We start from the raw sequence: 18410 nt of genomic DNA on the forward strand, positions 1-18410 counted from the left end.
AACCAGACCTCTGACGTGGGTACACCCGGCAGGGGTACGCACGACCACGAGCGGGTGCCTACGATCGGAAGGATGGAGTTGGAAAGCCTCGGAACGTTCCTCAAGTCCCGCCGCGACCGAACCACCCCCGAACGGATCGGCCTGCGCACTTTCGGCGTCACCCGGCGCGTGCCCGGACTGCGTCGCGAGGAACTCGCTCAGCTCGCCGGCGTGAGTGCCGGGTATTACACGCGCCTCGAACAGGACCAGGCGGGAACCGTCTCCGCGCAGGTCATCGACGCTCTCGCCCGGGTGCTCCAGCTCGACCCCGCCGAAACGACCCACCTGCACAACCTCGCGGGCCAACCGTCCGTTCCCCGCATGGTCAGAGACGAACCGGAGCAACCCCACCCTCGGGTCCTCACGCTGCTCACCTCACTCGGTGACACCATGCCCGCCGTGGTCCTCGGTCGCCGCGGCGATGTGCTCGCCTGGAATCGGGCCGGACACGCGCTCGTCGGCGAGCACCTCGACTTCACCTCGCCCGACGACCCCGAGCGGCGCCCGTCGATTCCGCGCCTGTTCTTCCTCGATCCGCACGCCAGGGATCTGTACCGGAACTGGGACGAACTCGCCCGCGTCCACGTCGGCTACCTGCGGCTCACCGCCGGACGGCACCCCACCGACGCGCGTCTGGCCGAACTGATCGGCGAACTCGCGATGCGCAGCTCTACGTTCGCCACGTTGTGGGCCGCGGCGGAGGTCGCCGACTGCACTGTCGGACCGATGGATCTGCGGCATCCGACTGTGGGCCGCGTCGATATCGACTATCAGGTGTGGCTGCAGCCCGACAGCCCTGATCACCGGCTCGAGGTCTACACCGCGCGCGACGCGAGTTCGGCGGATGCGCTGCGGCTGCTGACCACCGGGACTCGACACACGCCGGCGATGGTCGAATCCGACACGGCGGAGGAAACCCGCGCCTAGGCCGCCGAACCGGTGGCGCCGCCCTGGCGACGCCACCGGTTTCGCTCAGCTGCTCGCGATGATCGACGCCGCCACACCCGGTGGCACCGGGGCGTAGGAGTCGAACACCATCGAGTAGTTGGCTCGGCCACGGGTTTTCGAGCGCAGGTCCCCGATGTAGCCGAACATCTCCTGGAGCGGGGTCAGCGCGCGCACGACATGCGCGCCGCCACGTTCGGTGAGGTCGGTGACCCGCCCGCGGCGGGCGTTGAGGTCACCGATCACCTCGCCGACGTACTCCTCCGGTGTGACGACCTCGACGGCCATCACCGGTTCGAGCAGTACCGGTTTCGCTGTCGCGACAGCTCCCCGCACCGCTGCCGCGCCTGCCGACCGGAAGGCCAGTTCCGACGAATCCTGCACGTGGGCGGTGCCGTCGAGCAGCGTCACCTTCACGTTCACCAGGGGGAAGCCGGCGAGCGTGCCGACGCGCAGCGCGTCTTGCGCGCCCGCGTCGACCGCGGGGATGTACTCCCGCGGTACGCGCCCGCCGGTGACCCGGTTGTCGAATTCGTAGATCGCGCCGTCGTCGGCCACGTGCGGTTCCAGCGCGATCACCACCTTGGCGAACTGCCCGTGTCCACCCTGCTGCTTGCGGTGGGTGTATTCGAACAGATCGACCACGGCGGTGATGGTTTCGCGATAGGCCACCCGTGGGGCGCCGATCTCGGCGTCGACCCGGAACTCCCGTTTCATCCGGTCGACCAGAATCTCGAGGTGCAGTTCGCCCATGCCACCGATGACCGTCTGGCCGGTTTCGGCGTCCACGCGCACGGTGAACGTGGGGTCCTCGTCGGCCAGGCGAGCCAGGGCGGTGCCCAGCTTGTCCCGGTCGGCGCGGGTCCTCGGTTCGATCGAGACGGCGAGTACGGGATCGGGGAACGTCATCGACTCCAGCACGACAGGAGCTCCCCGGTCGCACAGGGTGTCGCCGGTTCCCGTCGCCTTCAGGCCGATCACGGCACAGATCTGCCCGGCCTGCACCCGCTCGACGGCGATCTCGGTGCTCGAGTGCATCTGGAACAGCTTGCCGAGGCGCTCCTTTCGTCCGTTGGTCGAATTCAGTACGGTCGCACCGGGTTCGGCGGTGCCGGAGTACACCCGCAGGTAGACGAGCTTGCCGAAGAACGGGTGCAGCGCCACCTTGAACGCCAGCGCCGCGAACGGCTCGGCGACATCGGGTGCGCGGTGGATGTGCGCACCGTCGGGCGAGAAACCGTGTACAGCCACGACATCCAGCGGCGACGGCAGATAGTCGGCGACGGCATCCAGCAGCGGTTGCACGCCGATATTGGCCAGCGCCGAGCCACACAGAACCGGGTAGGCCTGCGCGTCTATCGTCATCCGCCGGATGGCAGCCTTCAGGATGTCGACGGTGATCGGCTTGCCCGCGAGGTAGCGCTCCAGCACGTCCTCGTCGGCTTCGGCGACCGCCGCCTCCAGCGCCTCGCGATGCTGGAAAGCTCTGGTACGCAGGTCTTCCGGGATCGCGATGGTCTCGAAGTGCGTGCCACGGTCGGTGTCGCCCCGCCACACCTTCGCGGTCATCTCGACCAGGTCGATGATCCCCTCGAACTCACGTTCGGCACCGATCGGCAACTGGATGACCAAGGGGCGCACCCGCAGTCGCTCCGCGATGGTCCGCACGGTGAACGCGAAGTCGGCACCGAGCTTGTCCATCTTGTTCACGAAACAGATCCGTGGGACGCCGTACTTGTCGGCTTGGCGCCACACCTGCTCCGACTGGGGCTCCACACCCTCCTTGGCATCGAACACCGCGACCGCACCGTCGAGCACCCGCAGCGACCGCTCCACCTCGGCGGTGAAGTCGACGTGGCCAGGGGTGTCGAGGATGGTGATCTGATGCTCGTTCCACCAGCAGGTGGTCGCCGCCGCCGCGATGGTGATGCCGTGTTCGCGCTCCTGGATCATGCGATCCATCACCGCGGTGCCGTCGTGCACCTCGCCGAGCGTGCGAGTGACGCCGGTGTAGAACAGCATCCGTTCGGTGGTGGTGGTCTTGCCCGCGTCGATGTGCGCGGCGATGCCGATATTGCGTATTCGGGCGAGATCGATTCTGGTCATGGGAATCCCCCAGGCTGGTTCGGTCGATGAATCGACGCTCGCCTGTCAGGCGTTCCGGGAACGGCACGGGCGTCGGATCACGCGGCGCCGCACCGGCGCCTTCATGACCCGATGCGAGCTAGAACCGCGACTGCGGAAGTGCTGTAACCATGGGACAAGTTCTACACGCGCAGATCACAGGCTGTCGACGGGATTTCCGGCGACCAGGCATAAACGGGCGACCACCGCGGTTCGTCACAACGAGCAGCCCCGCCACCCCCAAGGAGCCGACCGATGCCCGAAACCCCACTCGACCTGCACGCGCTCATCGCCGACTCCCGCATCGGCATCCTGGCCACCATCAAGTCCGACGGCCGCCCCCAGCTCTCCCCCGTCACCCCGTACTACGACCGTGCGGCGGGCATCATCTATGTCTCCATCACCGAGGGGCGCGCCAAGACGGCCAACCTACGACGCGATCCGCGCGCCGCCCTCGAGGTCACCAGTGCCGACGGTTGGTCCTGGGCCACCGCCGAAGGCACCGCGACCCTGATCGGTCCCGGTACGGATCCGAACGGACCCGAAGTCGAGGCACTGGTCGACTACTACCGGGCGGCGGCGGGCGAACATCCCGACTGGAACGAATACCGCGAGGTCATGGTCTCCGACCGTCGCGTCCTCATGGCATTGTCCGTCGAGCACGTCTATGGAGCCCAGATTCGCTGAGTCAGCTCGTCGCGGAAAGGAACTCGGTGACGTCGGGGGCGAATCGGGCGTGTTTGATAGCGCCCAGGTGGCTGGTGTCCGGGTAGACGATCAGACGGGAATCGGGGATGCCTTCGGCGGTGTAGCGGAACGAGGATTGGTCGTAGAACTCGTCGCGTTCACCGGCGACGACCAGGGTGGGCGCGGTGATGTCGGCGAGGCGGTCGGTCAGGTCGAAGCCATCTTCGGCCTGAACGAAGGCGAGCGTGTCGGCGGGATTCTTCGGGCGCAGGAGCGGGTCGGCCAGCCAGGCCGCGGCACCGACGAGTCGCGCCTTCAGCGGCGACTCGATGCCTTGGGTCGCCAGGTGGTGCAGGGAGCGTTTGCCCGCGGCGGCGGCCCCGGCGTAGTTCATCTGCGATGTGCGCGCGGCCCGGTCGAGTCGGTAGGCCGAGGACGCGATCACCAATCGGCGCACCGCTGAGGGATGGTCGGCGGCGAGTTGCAGCGCTACCGAGCCCCCCGAGGAAATGCCGAGAACGTCTACGGGAGCACCGAATTCGGCCCGCAGGGCTTCCGCGTGCTCGCGCGCGATATCGGCCATCGAGGTGCCGGCCGCCATCCCCGGCGCGCGGTTGACCGCGTACACCCGGAAGTTCCTCGCCAGCGGCGCCATCGTCTTGATCTCGCTGGATCGCAGCCAGCCACGCGGATTGGCATGGTCGGGCATGAACCACCGCAAGAACACCAGCGGACGCCCCGACCCGAACGCGAGATAGGGCATCCCGTGTTCGAGCACCCCTTCGCTGACATCCAATTCCCGTTCGAGCGCAGCCCTACCCACGAGGTACTCCATCCTCTCGAATGCGTTAGTGCCCGCAACGCTACCGAGCCGCACCGACAACCACGATGACCTGCGAGGTCATACGAAGTACTCGACGCAGTTCACGACCCACTTCCGCCACCACGTCCGAGACCACCGCGCTGGATCACCGCCCCGCTCTTGGTTCTTATCTCGACATTCTTCGGGCGGATGGTGGTGCCGCCGGAGGGCGCTCGGCCGATTGTCGCGTCGCCACCGTAGTAGTAGCTGTACTGCGGCCAGGTGCGGCTGCCACGGAACGAACCGCCGGCGCCCGAACTCGAGCAGTTGCTGTCGGCGACGACGGTCTGGGAACCGTTGCGATCGGTGCCGACGCACGATGCGACAACGGGGTCCGGATCGCTCGGCCGAGAGACGAGGTAGCCACCGCCGATCAGCGCGGCGATACCGACGACCGCGATGGTCCCGATCTTCCGTTTGAGCGCGCGGTCTTCTTTCTCAGCGGCCCACCGCATCTCACGCTGAAACCGCTCGTGCTCGATATTCTCCCGGCGCCGCTGCGCCGAGAACAGCAAGGGTTCCGGCGGCGGGCGAGTAGGCCAGCGCTTCGGCTCCGGCACGCGATACGGCGTGGGCGCGGACCGCTCATCACCCGAATTCGATTCTTCCCCAACCATTTACACCACCCCCGTGTGTCGATCGCTCCCCATCGTGCCACGCGAGGGCCGAGAGGCTGGACCGACTATCACCGGGCGCGCTTGGAAAATCCTTGCCACGCAACAACATAAGGTCCGTGTACGCCACGTCCGCGACCGCCTGATCCCCTCCCCGGAAACGCCGAACGGCGCCGCTCCCGGAGGAGCGACGCCATTGCGGTGTCAGCGAGTCAGAGACTCACTTGATGATCTTCGTGACGCGACCGGCACCGACGGTGCGGCCACCTTCGCGGATCGCGAAGCGCAGGCCTTCGTCCATGGCGACCGGCTGGATCAGCTTGACCAGCATCTCGGTGTTGTCGCCGGCATGCAACCTTCACGCGATAACCGCGGGTATATCCGACTGACAGAGCTCATAACGGTTAACGAACTTCTATTACTATTTCTCCAGCGTCAAGCATCTCGACAATTGTCGACAGGATAGGCAAAACCGCCGCAAGAAGCGCCTTCCGCGAACAGTTTCCGATCCGGATCCACACGACGGCGGGAACGTCCGCTGTACCCTTCGCGCGACCGAGCAGGATGAAGTCTTCGTCCTTGGTGACTATCGCGGCGCCTCGAAGTATCGCCGCATTCCAGACTTCGGAGTCAGGAGCGGAGGTCATGTCCAGATCGCAGACATGCACCGCGTCGTGCCCTTCGTTCGCTATGGCGCGTGCCAGTGCAGGCGGTAGCTGTGCGTCGACGAGGAATTTCAAGAAGCGGTCCGCAGGATCGGATGATCAGCCTCAGCAGCGGCGAATGCGAGGCAGGCGCGGATGTCCTCGCGCTCGAGGTAAGGGTAGTCCTCGAGAATCGCGTCTTCGCTCTCACCCTCGGCCAAGAGTTCGAGGACATCTTTCACCCTGATTCGCATACCGCGGATGCACGGCCTACCGCCTAGTTGGGCTGGGTCGAAGGTAATCCTCGAGTGGCTGGACACAGCGCGATTATATCCGGCAGTGGACACTCACCGGAGAAACTGGCCGCTTCCGGAAACGCCGAACGGCGCCGCTCCCGGAGGAGCGACGCCGTTGCGGTGTCAGCGAGTCAGAGACTCACTTGATGATCTTCGTGACGCGACCGGCACCGACGGTGCGGCCACCTTCGCGGATCGCGAAGCGCAGGCCTTCGTCCATGGCGACCGGCTGGATCAGCTTGACCAGCATCTCGGTGTTGTCGCCGGGCATGACCATCTCGGTGCCCTCGGGGAGGGTAACGACGCCGGTCACGTCCGTGGTACGGAAGTAGAACTGCGGGCGGTAGTTGTTGAAGAACGGGGTGTGGCGGCCGCCCTCGTCCTTCGACAGGATGTACGCCTGGCCCTCGAACTCCGTGTGGGGAGTCGTGGTGCCCGGCTTGACGACAACCTGGCCACGCTCGACATCTTCGCGCTTGATGCCACGAACCAGCAGGCCGACGTTGTCGCCCGCCTGGCCCTGGTCGAGCAGCTTGCGGAACATCTCGATACCGGTGACGGTGGTCTTGGTCGACTTCTCCTTGATGCCGACGATTTCCACCTCCTCGTTCACGTTGACGATGCCGCGCTCGACACGACCGGTGACGACGGTGCCACGACCGGTGATCGTGAAGACGTCCTCAACGGGCATCAGGAACGGGAGCTCGGTCTCGCGGACCGGGTCCGGGATCGAGTCGTCGACGGCCTGCATGAGCTCGACGATGGCCTCGGCCCACTTCTCGTCGCCCTCGAGGGCCTTCAGACCGGAGACGCGCACGACCGGCGCGTCCTCGTCGAATTCCTGCGAGGCCAGCAGTTCGCGGACCTCCATCTCGACGAGCTCGAGGATTTCCTCGTCATCGACCATGTCCGACTTGTTCAGCGCGACCAGGATGTAAGGCACGCCGACCTGACGGGCGAGCAGCACGTGCTCGCGAGTCTGCGGCATCGGACCATCGGTGGCCGCGACGACCAGGATGGCGCCGTCCATCTGGGCCGCACCGGTGATCATGTTCTTGATGTAGTCCGCGTGGCCCGGGGCGTCGACGTGCGCGTAGTGGCGCTTATCGGTCTGGTACTCGACGTGGGAGATGTTGATCGTGATACCACGAGCCTTCTCCTCCGGCGCCTTGTCGATCTGATCGAACGCGAACGCGTCGTTCAGATCCGGGAACTTGTCAGCCAGCACCTTGGTGATCGCTGCAGTCAGCGTGGTCTTGCCATGGTCGACGTGACCGATGGTGCCGATGTTGACGTGCGGCTTCGTCCGCTCGAACTTCGCCTTCGCCACTTTTGGGTCCTCCTGGACTTGTTGGTGCGTGCATTTGCAGCAGTGCGTGTGTCATCCCCGCTGGAGGCGGGGACCGGGGGTATTACTTGACGCCCGGCACTTGCGGTCCAGTGTGCCACTGGACCGCAAGAGGGTTTTATTCGCCGGTCGCCTTGGCGATGATCTCCTTGGACACATTGGCCGGAACCTCTGCGTACTGGGCGAACACCATGGAGTAGTTCGCGCGACCCTGGGTCTTGGACCGCAGGTCACCGATGTAACCGAACATCTCCGAGAGCGGAACCAGCGCCTTGACGACACGGGCACCACTGCGTTCCTCCATGGCCTGAATCTGGCCACGGCGGGAGTTGAGGTCGCCGATCACATCGCCCATGTATTCCTCGGGCGTGATGACCTCGACCGCCATGAGCGGCTCGAGGATCACCGGACCGGCCTTACGGGCCGCTTCCTTGAGGGCCTGCGAACCCGCGATCTTGAACGCCATTTCCGAGGAGTCGACGTCGTGGTACGCGCCGTCGAGCAGGCTGACCTTCAGGTTCACCAGCGGGTAGCCGGCGAGCACGCCGTACTGCATGGCATCCTGGGCGCCCGCGTCGACCGACGGGATGTACTCACGGGGCACGCGACCGCCGGAGACCTTGTTCTCGAACTCGTAGGTCGCGCCGTCTTCGCCGACGAACGGCTCGAGGGCGATGATGACCTTCGCGAACTGGCCGGAGCCACCCGTCTGCTTCTTGTGGGTGAACTCGTGCTTTTCGACCTTCTTGGTGATGGTCTCGCGGTAGGCCACCTGCGGCTTGCCGACGTTGGCCTCGACCTTGAACTCGCGACGCATACGGTCGACGAGGATGTCGAGGTGGAGCTCGCCCATGCCGCCGATGACGGTCTGGCCGGTCTCCTGGTCGAGCTTCACCGAGAACGTCGGGTCTTCGCGCGCCAGCTTCTGGATCGCGGTGCCGAGCTTCTCCTGGTCGGACTTGGTCTTGGGCTCGATCGAGACCTCGATGACCGGATCCGGGAAGGTCATCGACTCGAGCACGACCTGGTTCTGCGCGTCGGACAGGGTGTCACCGGTGGTGGTGTCCTTCAGTCCGATGACCGCGTAGATGTGGCCCGCCGAAGCCGTGGCGACCGGCATCTCCTTGTTGGAGTGCATCTGGAACAGCTTGCCCAGACGCTCCTTCTTGCCCTTGGTCGAGTTGACGACCTGGGCGCCGGAGGCAACCTGACCCGAGTACACGCGCACGTAGGTGAGTTCACCGAAGAACGGGTGCACCGCGATCTTGAACGCCAGGGCCGCGAACGGCTCGTCGACGTTGGGCTTGCGGGTGACCAGCTCTTCTTCCTTGTTGGGCACGTGGCCGGTGGTGGCCTCGACGTCCAGCGGGGAAGGGAGGTAGTCGATGACCGCGTCGAGCATGGGCTGAACGCCCTTGTTCTTGAACGCGGAACCACACAGCACCGGGTACAGCTCGGAGTTGACCGTCATCTTGCGGATGGCGCCCTTGATCTCCTCGATGGTGAGCTCGTCGCCACCGAAGAACTTCTCGAGCAGTGCCTCGTCGGACTCGGCGACGGTCTCGAGCAGTTCCTGACGGTACTGCTCGGCCTTCTCCTTGAGCTCGGCCGGAATCTCGACGACTTCGTACTCTTCGCCGAGCTTGGTCTCGCCCTTCCAGACCTTGGCGTTGTTCTCGACCAGGTCGACGATGCCCTCGAAGTCGTTCTCAGCGCCGATCGGCAGCTGGATCACGAGCGGACGAGCGCCGAGACGGTCCTTGATGGTCTGCACGGTGAAGTAGAAATCCGCACCGAGCTTGTCCATCTTGTTCACGAAGCAGATACGCGGCACGTCGTACTTGTCGGCCTGACGCCACACCTGCTCGGACTGGGGCTCGACACCCTCTTTGCCGTCGAACACCGCGACCGCACCGTCGAGCACGCGCAGCGAACGCTCCACCTCGACGGTGAAGTCGACGTGCCCGGGGGTGTCGATGATGTTGATCTGGTTGTCTTTCCAGAAGCAGGTGGTAGCCGCGGAGGTGATGGTGATACCACGCTCCTGCTCCTGCTCCATCCAGTCCATCGTGGCCGCGCCATCGTGAACTTCACCGATCTTGTACGTGATACCGGTGTAGAACAGGATGCGTTCGGTCGTGGTGGTCTTGCCCGCATCGATGTGGGCCATGATGCCGATGTTGCGGACCTTGTTCAGGTCGGTGAGCACGTCCTGTGCCACGAAATTCTCCCTTTTAAGTGACGGGCCGGGCAATCACCAGCGGTAGTGCGCGAAGGCCCGGTTCGACTCGGCCATCTTGTGGGTGTCTTCGCGACGCTTCACAGCGGCACCGAGGCCGTTGCTGGCATCGAGGAGCTCGTTGGCGAGACGCTCGACCATGGTCTTCTCGCGACGGGCGCGGGAGTAGCTGACCAGCCAGCGCAGCGCGAGGGTGTTGGCGCGGCCCGGACGGACCTCGACCGGCACCTGGTAGGTGGCGCCACCGACACGGCGGGGCTTCACCTCGAGGGCGGGCTTGACGTTGTCCAGCGCGCGCTTGAGGGTGACGACCGGATCGGTGCCGGTCTTCTCACGCGCCTGCTCGAGTGCGCCGTAGACGATGCGCTCGGCGGTGGACTTCTTGCCGTCCATCAGGATCTTGTTGACCAGCTGAGTGACCAGCGGGGACCCGTAGACCGGGTCGTTGATCAGCGGACGCTTGGGTGCGGGGCCCTTGCGTGGCATATCAGCTCTTCTCCTTCTTGGCGCCGTAGCGGCTGCGCGCCTGCTTGCGGTTCTTCACGCCCTGGGTGTCGAGCGAGCCACGGATGATCTTGTAACGGACACCCGGAAGGTCCTTCACACGACCGCCGCGCACGAGCACCATCGAGTGCTCCTGCAGGTTGTGACCCTCACCGGGGATGTACGCCGTGACCTCGATCGCACTGGTCAGGCGAACACGCGCGACCTTACGGAGCGCGGAGTTCGGCTTCTTGGGGGTGGTGGTGTACACGCGAGTGCACACGCCACGACGCTGCGGGCTCCCCTTCAGGGCCGCAGTCTTGGTCTTGGTGACCTTGTCGCGGCGACCCTTGCGGACCAGCTGGTTGATGGTTGGCATAGACCGGCTTTCCTTATTGGTAATTGCGCTTGGTGTGCAGTGTCTTGCAGTTCATCGAGCTTTCACTCGCACGTCAGACCACGTTTCCCTTAACCCGTGGTCGGGCGTGTCGCCGTGGCGCTCAGTGCCCTTTTCAAGGCACGCTGGAACGTGTCGGCCGCTTTCGCTGGCCTACGTTCACACACGAACTTGCCCGCAGTAATCCGGGCACAGGGATCCACGATACCCGTGCGGACACCAGGGGGCAAAGCGGGGTCGCTGGTCAAGGGTTCTATCGGGCCCGATTCAAGGTGAGCTCGACCAGCTTGGCCGCTACCGGGCACGGATCGGGATGCGCGGATCCCGCGCGGTAGTTGATCCACCAACCCACCACACCCGCGTCGGCGGCCTTCGCGCTCACCCCGCATGAGTCCGAATCGCCGGGGCGGCGGATCTCCAGGGCCGACGCCCCTTGGATCGAGGTGATCGCCGAGGTGTAGCCGAGCTTCTGGTAGGTCTGGCGCTCGACGTTGAGCGATCCGTTCTCGTACCAGTTCAAGGTGAGCTTCGCACCGCCGCCGGGCGCATCGGGAACATCCCACATGCACACCGCCCCCACGAACGAGGCGATGAAACTCGCGTCCGTACCCACCGCCTGGCCCATCTGGGTCTCGGTGAGCACCTCGCACTCACGCAACAGCTTGTCGAAATCGACATTGACCGGGCCACTCCCGCTGCCGCCGCCCTCACCGACCGGCGCCGCCCTGCCGGGGACAGTCTGGCCACAGCCGGCGAGCACCGCCACCGAGGCGAGCGCGAGCACCGCCGCCCCGAAGCGCCGCTTCCCCGAGTGTGTTGTCCGCGTGTCGATCACTGCATCCGCTCCAGCGTCAATTCGGCCAGTTGTCTCGCCGAGCCGCACGGCTCAAGACCGATCACGGTGTATCCGAATGTGGACCACTCGAAGAAGTCGTCGCCGAGCCCGATCGCGAAATCGCAGGTGGTGCCACCGAAATTGGTGCCGTAGGACTGGAAACCCGTGCGCCCCTGCACTGTTATCGATTCCACCGTGCGGTCCTTTGACTCCACCCACGCGCGTTCCCGATCGATCGGACTGCCGCGATAGGAGGCGAAGGTGACCACGGCCGAATCGATTCCGGCGGATTGCCAGTTGCAGCCGACCGCGTTGCGGAACACCGCCGACACGCTGGGCAACCCGGCGATGGCGCGAACCTCGGCATCGGTCACATGTCCGCACTCGCCGACGAACGGCCCCAGTTCCGACACCTTGGGTGGAGTGCGCGCCGAACCGGAGGACTCGGCATCGTCGCCTGATCCGCACGCAGCCGATAGCACTACACACGCCAGACCGACCACCACCGCAGGTTTGAACCGCATGGGCCCGACTCTACCCAGTGGACAAGACGCGAGCGGCAGTCGAGCGTCCGCGATCACATCATCGGATCGGTGGGCGCCCGCTGCACCGCGATCGAGCCGACGCCGTGCGCGGATCACAAGTTCCCGCGGGCCTTCTGTTCGCGTTCGATGGCCTGGAAAAGGGCCTTGAAGTTGCCTTTTCCGAAACCGAGTGAGCCGTGTCGCTCGATGAGCTCGAAGAAGACGGTGGGGCGATCGGTGAGGGGGCGGGTGAAGATCTGCAGGAGGTAGCCGTCTTCGTCGCGGTCGACCAGGATGCCGCGACGTTGGAGTTCGTCGACCGGGACGCGCACGGCACCGATGCGGGCGCGCAGTTCGGGATCCTCGTAATAGGCGTCGGGGGTTGCGAGGAATTCGACGCCCTCGGCGCGCAGGGCGTCGACCGTGGCGAGGATGTCGCCGGTGGCCAGGGCGATGTGCTGTACACCGGGGCCGCGGTAGAACTCGAGATACTCGTCGATCTGAGAACGCTTGCGCCCCACCGCCGGTTCGTTGAGGGGGAACTTCACGCGGTGGTTACCGTTGGCGACGACCTTGCTCATCAGCGCGGAGTATTCGGTGGCGATGTCGTCGCCGACGAACTCGGCCATGTTCGTGAACCCCATGACGCCGCGGTAGAAGTCGACCCAGCGATCCATCATGCCGAGCTCGACGTTGCCGACCACGTGGTCGATCGCCTGGAACACGCGCGGGCCCGGCTCACGGGTGGAGGTGCGAGCGATATAGCCGGGCAGGTAGGGGCCGACGTAGTCGGAGCGGTCGACGAGGGTGTGCCTGGTGTCGCCGTAGGTGGCCAGCGCGGCCGAGCGGACCGTGCCGAATCGATCGGTCTCGTCGTGGGGTTCGGTGAGGATCGTCGCGCCGTGGTCCCGAGCCCAGGCGATGCAGCGGTCCACGTCGGGGACCTCGAGGGCGATGTCGACGATGCCGTCGCCGTGGCGGTCGTGGTGGGCGACGAGCGGGCTGTCGGGGTCGACCGCGCCGGTGATCACGAACCGCGCTCCCCCGCTGCGCAGCACGAACGATTTGTGGTCACGGTTGCCGGTCTCGGGGCCCGAGTAGGCCTCGAGTCGCATGCCGAACGCCGATTGCAGGAAGTGGGCGCTCTGGGTGGCGTTGCCGACGACCCAGACGAGTGCGTCCCACCCGATCACCGGAAACGGATCGACACTGTCGTCGTGCTCGATCAGCCCGACGAGCTGCTGCTCAATGGTCATGACCTAGGAAATCGTGTCGCCCGGCAGCTGAGCAACTACTCCATCTCCGCCTGAACAGGCTGGCTCGAGAAGCCACCGATTGCGCACAAATGGTGGACAATTTGAATAGCAACCGGATGTGGAGGTCTTCGTATGCGTACGCCCGCGAAACTGGATGAGCTCGACCTGGCGATCCTCACCGCGATGCACCAGTTCCAGAAGGCCGGAATCCTCGAGCTGTCGCGACGAACGAAGGTCGCGCGGGCGACGGTGCAGGCGCGGATCAACCGGATGGAGGAGTCCGGCGTGATCGCCTCCTACGATCCCCAGATCGATGTCACCGCGGCGGGTTTCGATGTGCAGGCCTTCGTGACCTTGGAGATCGCGCAGGGGGCGCTGGATCAGGTGAGCGAGGAACTCGCGGCCATTCCGGGGGTGGTCGAGGCGTACGCGACGACCGGGTCCGGTGACGTGCTGTGCCGGATCGGGGCCGACTCGCATGCCGGGTTGCAGGCGGTGTTGCTGAGCATCGATCGAACAGGGTCGGTGGCGCGGTCGCACAGCGTGATCGTGTTGTCGACGGTCGTGGCGCATCGCACGATGCCGCTGCTGCGCACACTGACCCCGGCGGGCACCACGAAGGCGCCCGCGTACCGGGATCAACGCTGAGCACTCACGGCCGGGATTTGCGGCCCTGAACTTTCGTCATCGGGGAGAACCGGGCGGAGCTGTCATGTCCGCGCCGGGTGCCAGGATCTCCACCGCGGGCTCGGATTCGGGTTCGAGGTAGGCCAGGAGCGCCGCTGCCTCATCCTCTACTTGCGCCGCTTCGGTTTTCGTCCACGGACGGGTCGGACTGATCCGCAGTCGTGCGGTGCCGGACCCGACGAAGATCTTGTAGAACCCGGCCAGGTAACCGTCGAGCAGGATCGGGGAGACGTTGGCGGTGAAGGTGCGCAGCGATGTGGCCGAGGTGTCGCCGATGATGCGGGAGCGATCCCGGTGCGACAGCAGGGCGTTGTCGTACCAGCCGAGCAGCCGGACGGGGGCGGGCAGGTCGGGATCGGCGAGTTCGAGGTCGGCCGCGTCGTAGAAGGTGCGGCCGCGCGCGTCGGTATAGGTGCGGACCCGGTCGCCCAGGTCGCTGACTGCCTTCTTCATGGCGGGCAGGCGCGACCAGGCCTGCATGTCCATCGTGCTCGCCGGACCGAAGGCGCGCAGATACCGCAGGATCAATTCCGACACCGGGTAGCTCGGATCGAGCGGTGCGCCGAGCCAGGGTTGCACGCGCGACCACACCGGCCTGCTGTTGTCGCGCCAGCGGCCACGCGGTGGTGTCTGCAGGACGGGCAGTTGGTACAGCCAGGTCTGCACGACCGCTCCGGCGTCGCGGTCGGGGTAGCGGCGGGAGGCCTCGGAGCGCAGGTCCGCCGCCGACATCGGCTCGTCACCGAGAGCCGCCTCCCCGTGCGCGCGCACCTCGTCGGGATCGAGGCCGACCATCGCGCCGTAGTTGAACCCCTTCCGGAACGGCGCCTTCTCGAGCTCGGGCTGAATGTGGGGCGCGATCCGCAACGCGTCCAGCGCCGTGACGAGATGAATCGTGCCGCGCATCAGAGTGATCCGCACGAGCGAACGGTCGTCGAGGCCCGTCGACACCGTTGCCGGATCGAAATCGGCTATCCGACTCCACAACCCGACGAACGGAGGCGCGACGTCTTGAGCCTGCAAGCCGACCAGGTGCTCACACATCCGGGCGGCGGTCAGCGTGGAACGCTCCAGCAGGTGCTGCCGAGCCAGCAAGGTCCGGTTGAGCGTTCTGTTCGACAGCTGCATTCGACTCCCTCCGTCGACCCGCGATGATCCGGCGACCGTACCGCCGACCTGTGACAACCTGACCCGGACCACAGGCGGGCGTGCGGCGGTCAGCGCAGCTGCACGACCACCTTGCCGGTGGCGGTCCGGTTGTCCAGTGCCGCAACGGCTTCAGCGGTGCTCTCCAGCGGGTACAGCACCGGATCGGGAGCGGCGATCGCGCCGGAGGCGAGCAGCGGTTCGATCTCGGCCCACTGCTCGGCGAGGTAGGTGGGGTGGGTCATCACCCATTCACCCCAGGCCGCGCCGACGACCTCGACGTTCTTGAGCAGCAGTCGGTTCACCTTCACCGTCGGGATCTCCCCCGCGGTGAAGCCGACGACCAGCAGCCGACCGCCGCCCGCCAAGGAGCGGATGCTGTCGGTGAAACGGTCGCCGCCGACCGGGTCGAGGACGATGTCGACCCCGCGCCCCTCGGTCAGTTCCTTCACCGCGGCGAGCCAGCCCTCGGTCAGCACCACATCGGTGGCGCCGTTGGCCTTGGCCACCTGGGCTTTCGCTTCGGTGCTGACCACCGCGACCACCCGGCCCGCGCCGAGCGCCTTGGCCATCCGCAGGGTGGAGGTCCCGATGCCGCCCGCCGCACCGTGCACCAGGACGGTTTCGCCCTCGGCCAACCTGCCGCGCTTCGTCAGGCAGAAGTGGACGGTGAGGTCGTTGAACAGGATGCCCGCGCCCGCCTCGAGGGAGACATTGTCGGGCAGCCGGAACACCGCGTGCTCGGGCGACACCGCCACCTCGGCGACACCGTTGCCGAGCATGGTCAGCGCGGCGACCCGGTCACCCGGGCGCAGCGACGAACCCTGCGGCGCCTCGCGCACGACACCGGCCACCTCGCCGCCGACGACGAAGGGCAGGCCCGGCTTCATCTGGTAGAGACCGCGCGTCATCAGCACGTCGGGGAAGGCGATGCCCGCGGCGTGCACGTCGATCAGCACACCGCCCGGGTAGGCCACCGGCTCCGGCAGATCGACGATCTCGATCGCCGACGGACCGTCCAACTTGCCGACCTGGGCTGCGCGCATTTTCCGACACCTCTCTCGATGACATTCACCCGCGAACATAACCCGGCGACGGGATCAACGATGGGCGAACTCGGTCACCGGTTCACTGGCGAGCACCGAACCGGCCTTGGTGATCGTCAGCCCGTACGCGTCGAGCAGGTATTGCGTGCCGTCGGTCGGGTTGGTCGCGGTGAACGCGCCCCCGCCGTTGGGTACAGGATCGTCGAGTTCGATCCCGGCGCCGTCGCTGACGCGCACGCCCTTGTAGTAGTAGCGCTGATCGCCGGTGTGGCAGATGACGACCCGCGATTTGGTGGTGCGCGCGATCGACATCGCGGCGTCGTTGTCGTTGCACCGTGGACCCACCGAGAGAAAGCCCTGGCCGTCGGCGCCGGAGACGGTCGACTGCAGCGGTGCGACGGTGGTCGTGGTCGGCGAGGGTGCCGTGGTGGGGACCGTTCGGCTCACGGTCACCACCACGGGAGGTTCGTCGATGCTGGATCCGGGCGGTGGTGGCACCGCCACATTGTCGCGATCCTTGTCGATGCCGAGCATGAACCACACCGCGATGCCGACCACGGCCAACACGATCAGCGAACCCAGCGCGCCGGCCAGGACCGGCGTCGCCGAATTACGTTGCGGAGGAAGCGGTATCGGCGCCGACGGATGGGTATAACCACTCCTCTGGTCGAGGCCGGTCACACCGGATGACGCCCGCAGGAGGGTGGGGTCGTGCTCGGCTGCCCGGTACGCACCCGCGGATTGGGGTCCGGTCACCCGACGCGTCGGCTGCGCGGATTGTGGGCCGGTCACGCGCCGCGTCGCATTCGGTTCGGCGGGTGGCGGACCCGTGACCCGATGCGTCGGACCGACGGGCCTGGCGCCGGTCACCGGGCGGGCCTGTTGCGGGCCCCGAGTCGGCGGAGAGGACCGCGAGTCGGCGGAGAGAGCCGCCGAACCGCGCGTGGCCGGCGACGACTCGACTGACAGGGCCGCGGAGTCGCGAGTCGGCGGGGTGTGCGAGTCCGCCGATCCGACCGCCGGACGACGGGCTGTCGGGGGCGAGTGCGAGTCGCGCGACAAGGCCGCGGAGTCCCGGGTCGCGGGCGCCTGCGAATCCGACGAAAGGGCCGCCGAGTCCCGCGTCGGTGGGGGCGGTGAGTCGGCTGGGACGACAGCGGAGCCACGGGTCGTCGGCGGGGACGGCGCTGCGTCGGGACGAGGCAGCGCCGTCTGCGGGCCGGTGATCTCGATACGAGGGCCGGAGACCGTTGCGGGAGTGGAGCGCTCGGCTTGGACCAGTGCGGCTCTGGCCGCGCGGGCCAGGTCGATGGGCGAGGCGTAGCGCTGGTCGGGACGTTTGGCCATGCCACGCTCGACGACCGGGTCGAAGGTGCTCAGCGTGGGATCGGCGGCGCTGGGGCGTGGGGCGGGCGCCATCTGATGCGAGCCGATCGCGCCCGCGAGGCTGTTCACCGGGAACGGCACCCGGCCGACCAGGCATTCGTAGAGCACACAGGTGAGCGCGTAGGTGTCCACCGACGGCGACATCGGCACACTGTCGAACCGTTCCGGCGCCATGTACGCCATCGAGCCGACGGCACTGCCCGCGCTGGTGAGCTGCGGATCGGTGGCGGTGTGGGCGATGCCGAAGTCGACCAGGTACGCGAACAGGTTGCCGGTGAGCAGGATGTTGCCCGGTTTCACGTCGCGGTGGACCAGACCGACCTCGTGCGCGGCGTCGAGCGCGAACGCGATCTGCTCGACCACCTGCACCGCCTCGACGGGCGTGAGCCTGCCGTACTGCTGCAGCCGCTCCTTGAGATCGACGCCCTTGACCAGGCGCATGTCGATGTAGAGCACGCCGTCGACCTCGCCCCAGTCGTGTACCGGGATGACGTGCGGTTCCTGCACACTCGCCATGGCGTGCGATTCGCGGCGGAAGCGCTGCACGAAGGTGGGGTCGGTCGCGAGTTCGCGGTTGAGCATCTTGAGGGCGACGACACGATTCTTGGAAGTGTCGTAGGCCTCGTAGACCTCCCCCATACCGCCGACTCCGAGAAGTCTGCGAATCTCATAGCGCCCGAACATCGAGCCCGCCAATGCTCCGCCGGCCATTACTGCAGGCTACCTGGGCGCGGACAGGTCTGTCATGTGGGACAACCGCGTCGGCGCCCCCTTGGTGACCCACACCTGGTACCGCTAGTCCCGACTCGGCGCGAAGGTGTGATCTGCGACCCGTAAAGTCGTCTACAGAAC

Annotated in this window: 18 protein-coding genes and 1 pseudogene; 3 read left to right on the forward strand and 16 right to left on the reverse strand. The window is 66.4% G+C overall.

Features of this window, described 5'->3' with window-relative positions:
• Positions 1 to 72: 72 nt before the first annotated feature.
• Positions 73 to 966 (forward strand): helix-turn-helix transcriptional regulator, encoded by an 894-nt coding sequence (locus ACFWUR_RS04485; protein WP_378901785.1) that lies wholly within the window; start codon positions 73 to 75, stop codon positions 964 to 966.
• A 45-nt stretch (positions 967 to 1011) separates the two neighbouring features.
• On the opposite strand, the gene fusA (ACFWUR_RS04490) is transcribed toward ACFWUR_RS04485, so the two are convergent.
• Positions 1012 to 3090, reverse strand: coding sequence for an elongation factor G (gene fusA / locus ACFWUR_RS04490; RefSeq protein WP_378901788.1), 2079 nt, complete (start codon positions 3088 to 3090; stop codon positions 1012 to 1014).
• A 273-nt stretch (positions 3091 to 3363) separates the two neighbouring features.
• Here fusA (ACFWUR_RS04490) and ACFWUR_RS04495 point away from each other — a divergent pair, with 273 nt between their 5' ends.
• Positions 3364 to 3795 carry a PPOX class F420-dependent oxidoreductase gene (locus tag ACFWUR_RS04495; RefSeq protein WP_378901791.1) on the forward strand — a complete coding sequence of 144 codons (432 nt, stop codon included), beginning with the start codon at positions 3364 to 3366 and terminating at the stop codon, positions 3793 to 3795.
• Position 3796: 1 nt separating this feature from the next.
• Here the strand turns inward: ACFWUR_RS04495 and ACFWUR_RS04500 are convergent, their stop codons facing one another.
• The 12 genes and pseudogenes from ACFWUR_RS04500 to hppD form a co-directional block, all read right to left on the reverse strand.
• Positions 3797 to 4618, reverse strand: a complete 822-nt coding sequence (locus tag ACFWUR_RS04500; RefSeq protein WP_378901794.1) for an alpha/beta fold hydrolase — start codon at positions 4616 to 4618, stop codon at positions 3797 to 3799.
• 101 nt (positions 4619 to 4719) lie between these two features.
• Positions 4720 to 5274 (reverse strand): hypothetical protein, encoded by a 555-nt coding sequence (locus ACFWUR_RS04505; protein WP_378901797.1) that lies wholly within the window; start codon positions 5272 to 5274, stop codon positions 4720 to 4722.
• Between the two features lie 217 nt (positions 5275 to 5491).
• Positions 5492 to 5617: pseudogene (locus ACFWUR_RS04510) on the reverse strand (elongation factor Tu); the annotation flags it as partial.
• A 58-nt stretch (positions 5618 to 5675) separates the two neighbouring features.
• Complete coding sequence (locus ACFWUR_RS04515; RefSeq protein ID WP_378901800.1) at positions 5676 to 6011, reverse strand: DUF5615 family PIN-like protein; 336 nt, start codon at positions 6009 to 6011, stop codon at positions 5676 to 5678.
• A complete protein-coding gene (locus ACFWUR_RS04520) occupies positions 6008 to 6262 on the reverse strand; it encodes a DUF433 domain-containing protein (protein ID WP_378901803.1) in 255 nt (84 codons plus the stop codon). The genes ACFWUR_RS04515 and ACFWUR_RS04520 overlap by 4 nt, the downstream gene beginning before the upstream one ends.
• 88 nt (positions 6263 to 6350) lie before the next feature.
• Positions 6351 to 7541, reverse strand: a complete 1191-nt coding sequence (gene tuf / locus ACFWUR_RS04525; protein WP_358109020.1) for an elongation factor Tu — start codon at positions 7539 to 7541, stop codon at positions 6351 to 6353.
• A 136-nt stretch (positions 7542 to 7677) separates the two neighbouring features.
• The gene (fusA, locus tag ACFWUR_RS04530; RefSeq protein ID WP_378901806.1) at positions 7678 to 9780 is read right to left on the reverse strand and encodes an elongation factor G; all 2103 of its coding nucleotides are present in this window, start codon (positions 9778 to 9780) and stop codon (positions 7678 to 7680) included.
• A gap of 33 nt (positions 9781 to 9813) precedes the next feature.
• Positions 9814 to 10284 (reverse strand): 30S ribosomal protein S7, encoded by a 471-nt coding sequence (gene rpsG, locus ACFWUR_RS04535; RefSeq protein WP_056814216.1) that lies wholly within the window; start codon positions 10282 to 10284, stop codon positions 9814 to 9816.
• A 1-nt stretch (position 10285) separates the two neighbouring features.
• On the reverse strand, positions 10286 to 10660 hold the full coding sequence (rpsL, locus tag ACFWUR_RS04540) for a 30S ribosomal protein S12 (RefSeq protein WP_056814220.1): 375 nt from the start codon (positions 10658 to 10660) through the stop codon (positions 10286 to 10288).
• Positions 10661 to 10931: 271 nt separating this feature from the next.
• Positions 10932 to 11513 carry a DUF3558 domain-containing protein gene (locus ACFWUR_RS04545; protein WP_378901809.1) on the reverse strand — a complete coding sequence of 194 codons (582 nt, stop codon included), beginning with the start codon at positions 11511 to 11513 and terminating at the stop codon, positions 10932 to 10934.
• Positions 11510 to 12037, reverse strand: a complete 528-nt coding sequence (locus ACFWUR_RS04550) for a DUF3558 domain-containing protein (RefSeq protein WP_378901812.1) — start codon at positions 12035 to 12037, stop codon at positions 11510 to 11512. The genes ACFWUR_RS04545 and ACFWUR_RS04550 overlap by 4 nt, the downstream gene beginning before the upstream one ends.
• Positions 12038 to 12150: 113 nt before the next feature.
• A complete protein-coding gene (gene hppD / locus ACFWUR_RS04555; RefSeq protein WP_378901815.1) occupies positions 12151 to 13293 on the reverse strand; it encodes a 4-hydroxyphenylpyruvate dioxygenase in 1143 nt (380 codons plus the stop codon).
• A 132-nt stretch (positions 13294 to 13425) separates the two neighbouring features.
• Between hppD and ACFWUR_RS04560 the strand changes: the two genes are divergently transcribed.
• Positions 13426 to 13941: an Lrp/AsnC family transcriptional regulator gene (locus ACFWUR_RS04560; protein ID WP_378901818.1), complete on the forward strand. Its 516-nt coding sequence runs from the start codon at positions 13426 to 13428 to the stop codon at positions 13939 to 13941.
• A 36-nt stretch (positions 13942 to 13977) separates the two neighbouring features.
• Here the strand turns inward: ACFWUR_RS04560 and ACFWUR_RS04565 are convergent, their stop codons facing one another.
• From ACFWUR_RS04565 to ACFWUR_RS04575, 3 genes are all read right to left on the reverse strand, one after another.
• Positions 13978 to 15108, reverse strand: coding sequence for a winged helix DNA-binding domain-containing protein (locus ACFWUR_RS04565; RefSeq protein ID WP_378901821.1), 1131 nt, complete (start codon positions 15106 to 15108; stop codon positions 13978 to 13980).
• 89 nt (positions 15109 to 15197) lie between these two features.
• Positions 15198 to 16172: an NADPH:quinone oxidoreductase family protein gene (locus ACFWUR_RS04570; protein ID WP_378901824.1), complete on the reverse strand. Its 975-nt coding sequence runs from the start codon at positions 16170 to 16172 to the stop codon at positions 15198 to 15200.
• 54 nt (positions 16173 to 16226) lie between these two features.
• The gene (locus tag ACFWUR_RS04575; protein ID WP_378901827.1) at positions 16227 to 18269 is read right to left on the reverse strand and encodes a protein kinase; all 2043 of its coding nucleotides are present in this window, start codon (positions 18267 to 18269) and stop codon (positions 16227 to 16229) included.
• Positions 18270 to 18410: the final 141 nt, after the last annotated feature.

The organism is Nocardia sp. NPDC058633 (assembly GCF_042717045.1).
Taxonomy (GTDB): domain Bacteria; phylum Actinomycetota; class Actinomycetes; order Mycobacteriales; family Mycobacteriaceae; genus Nocardia.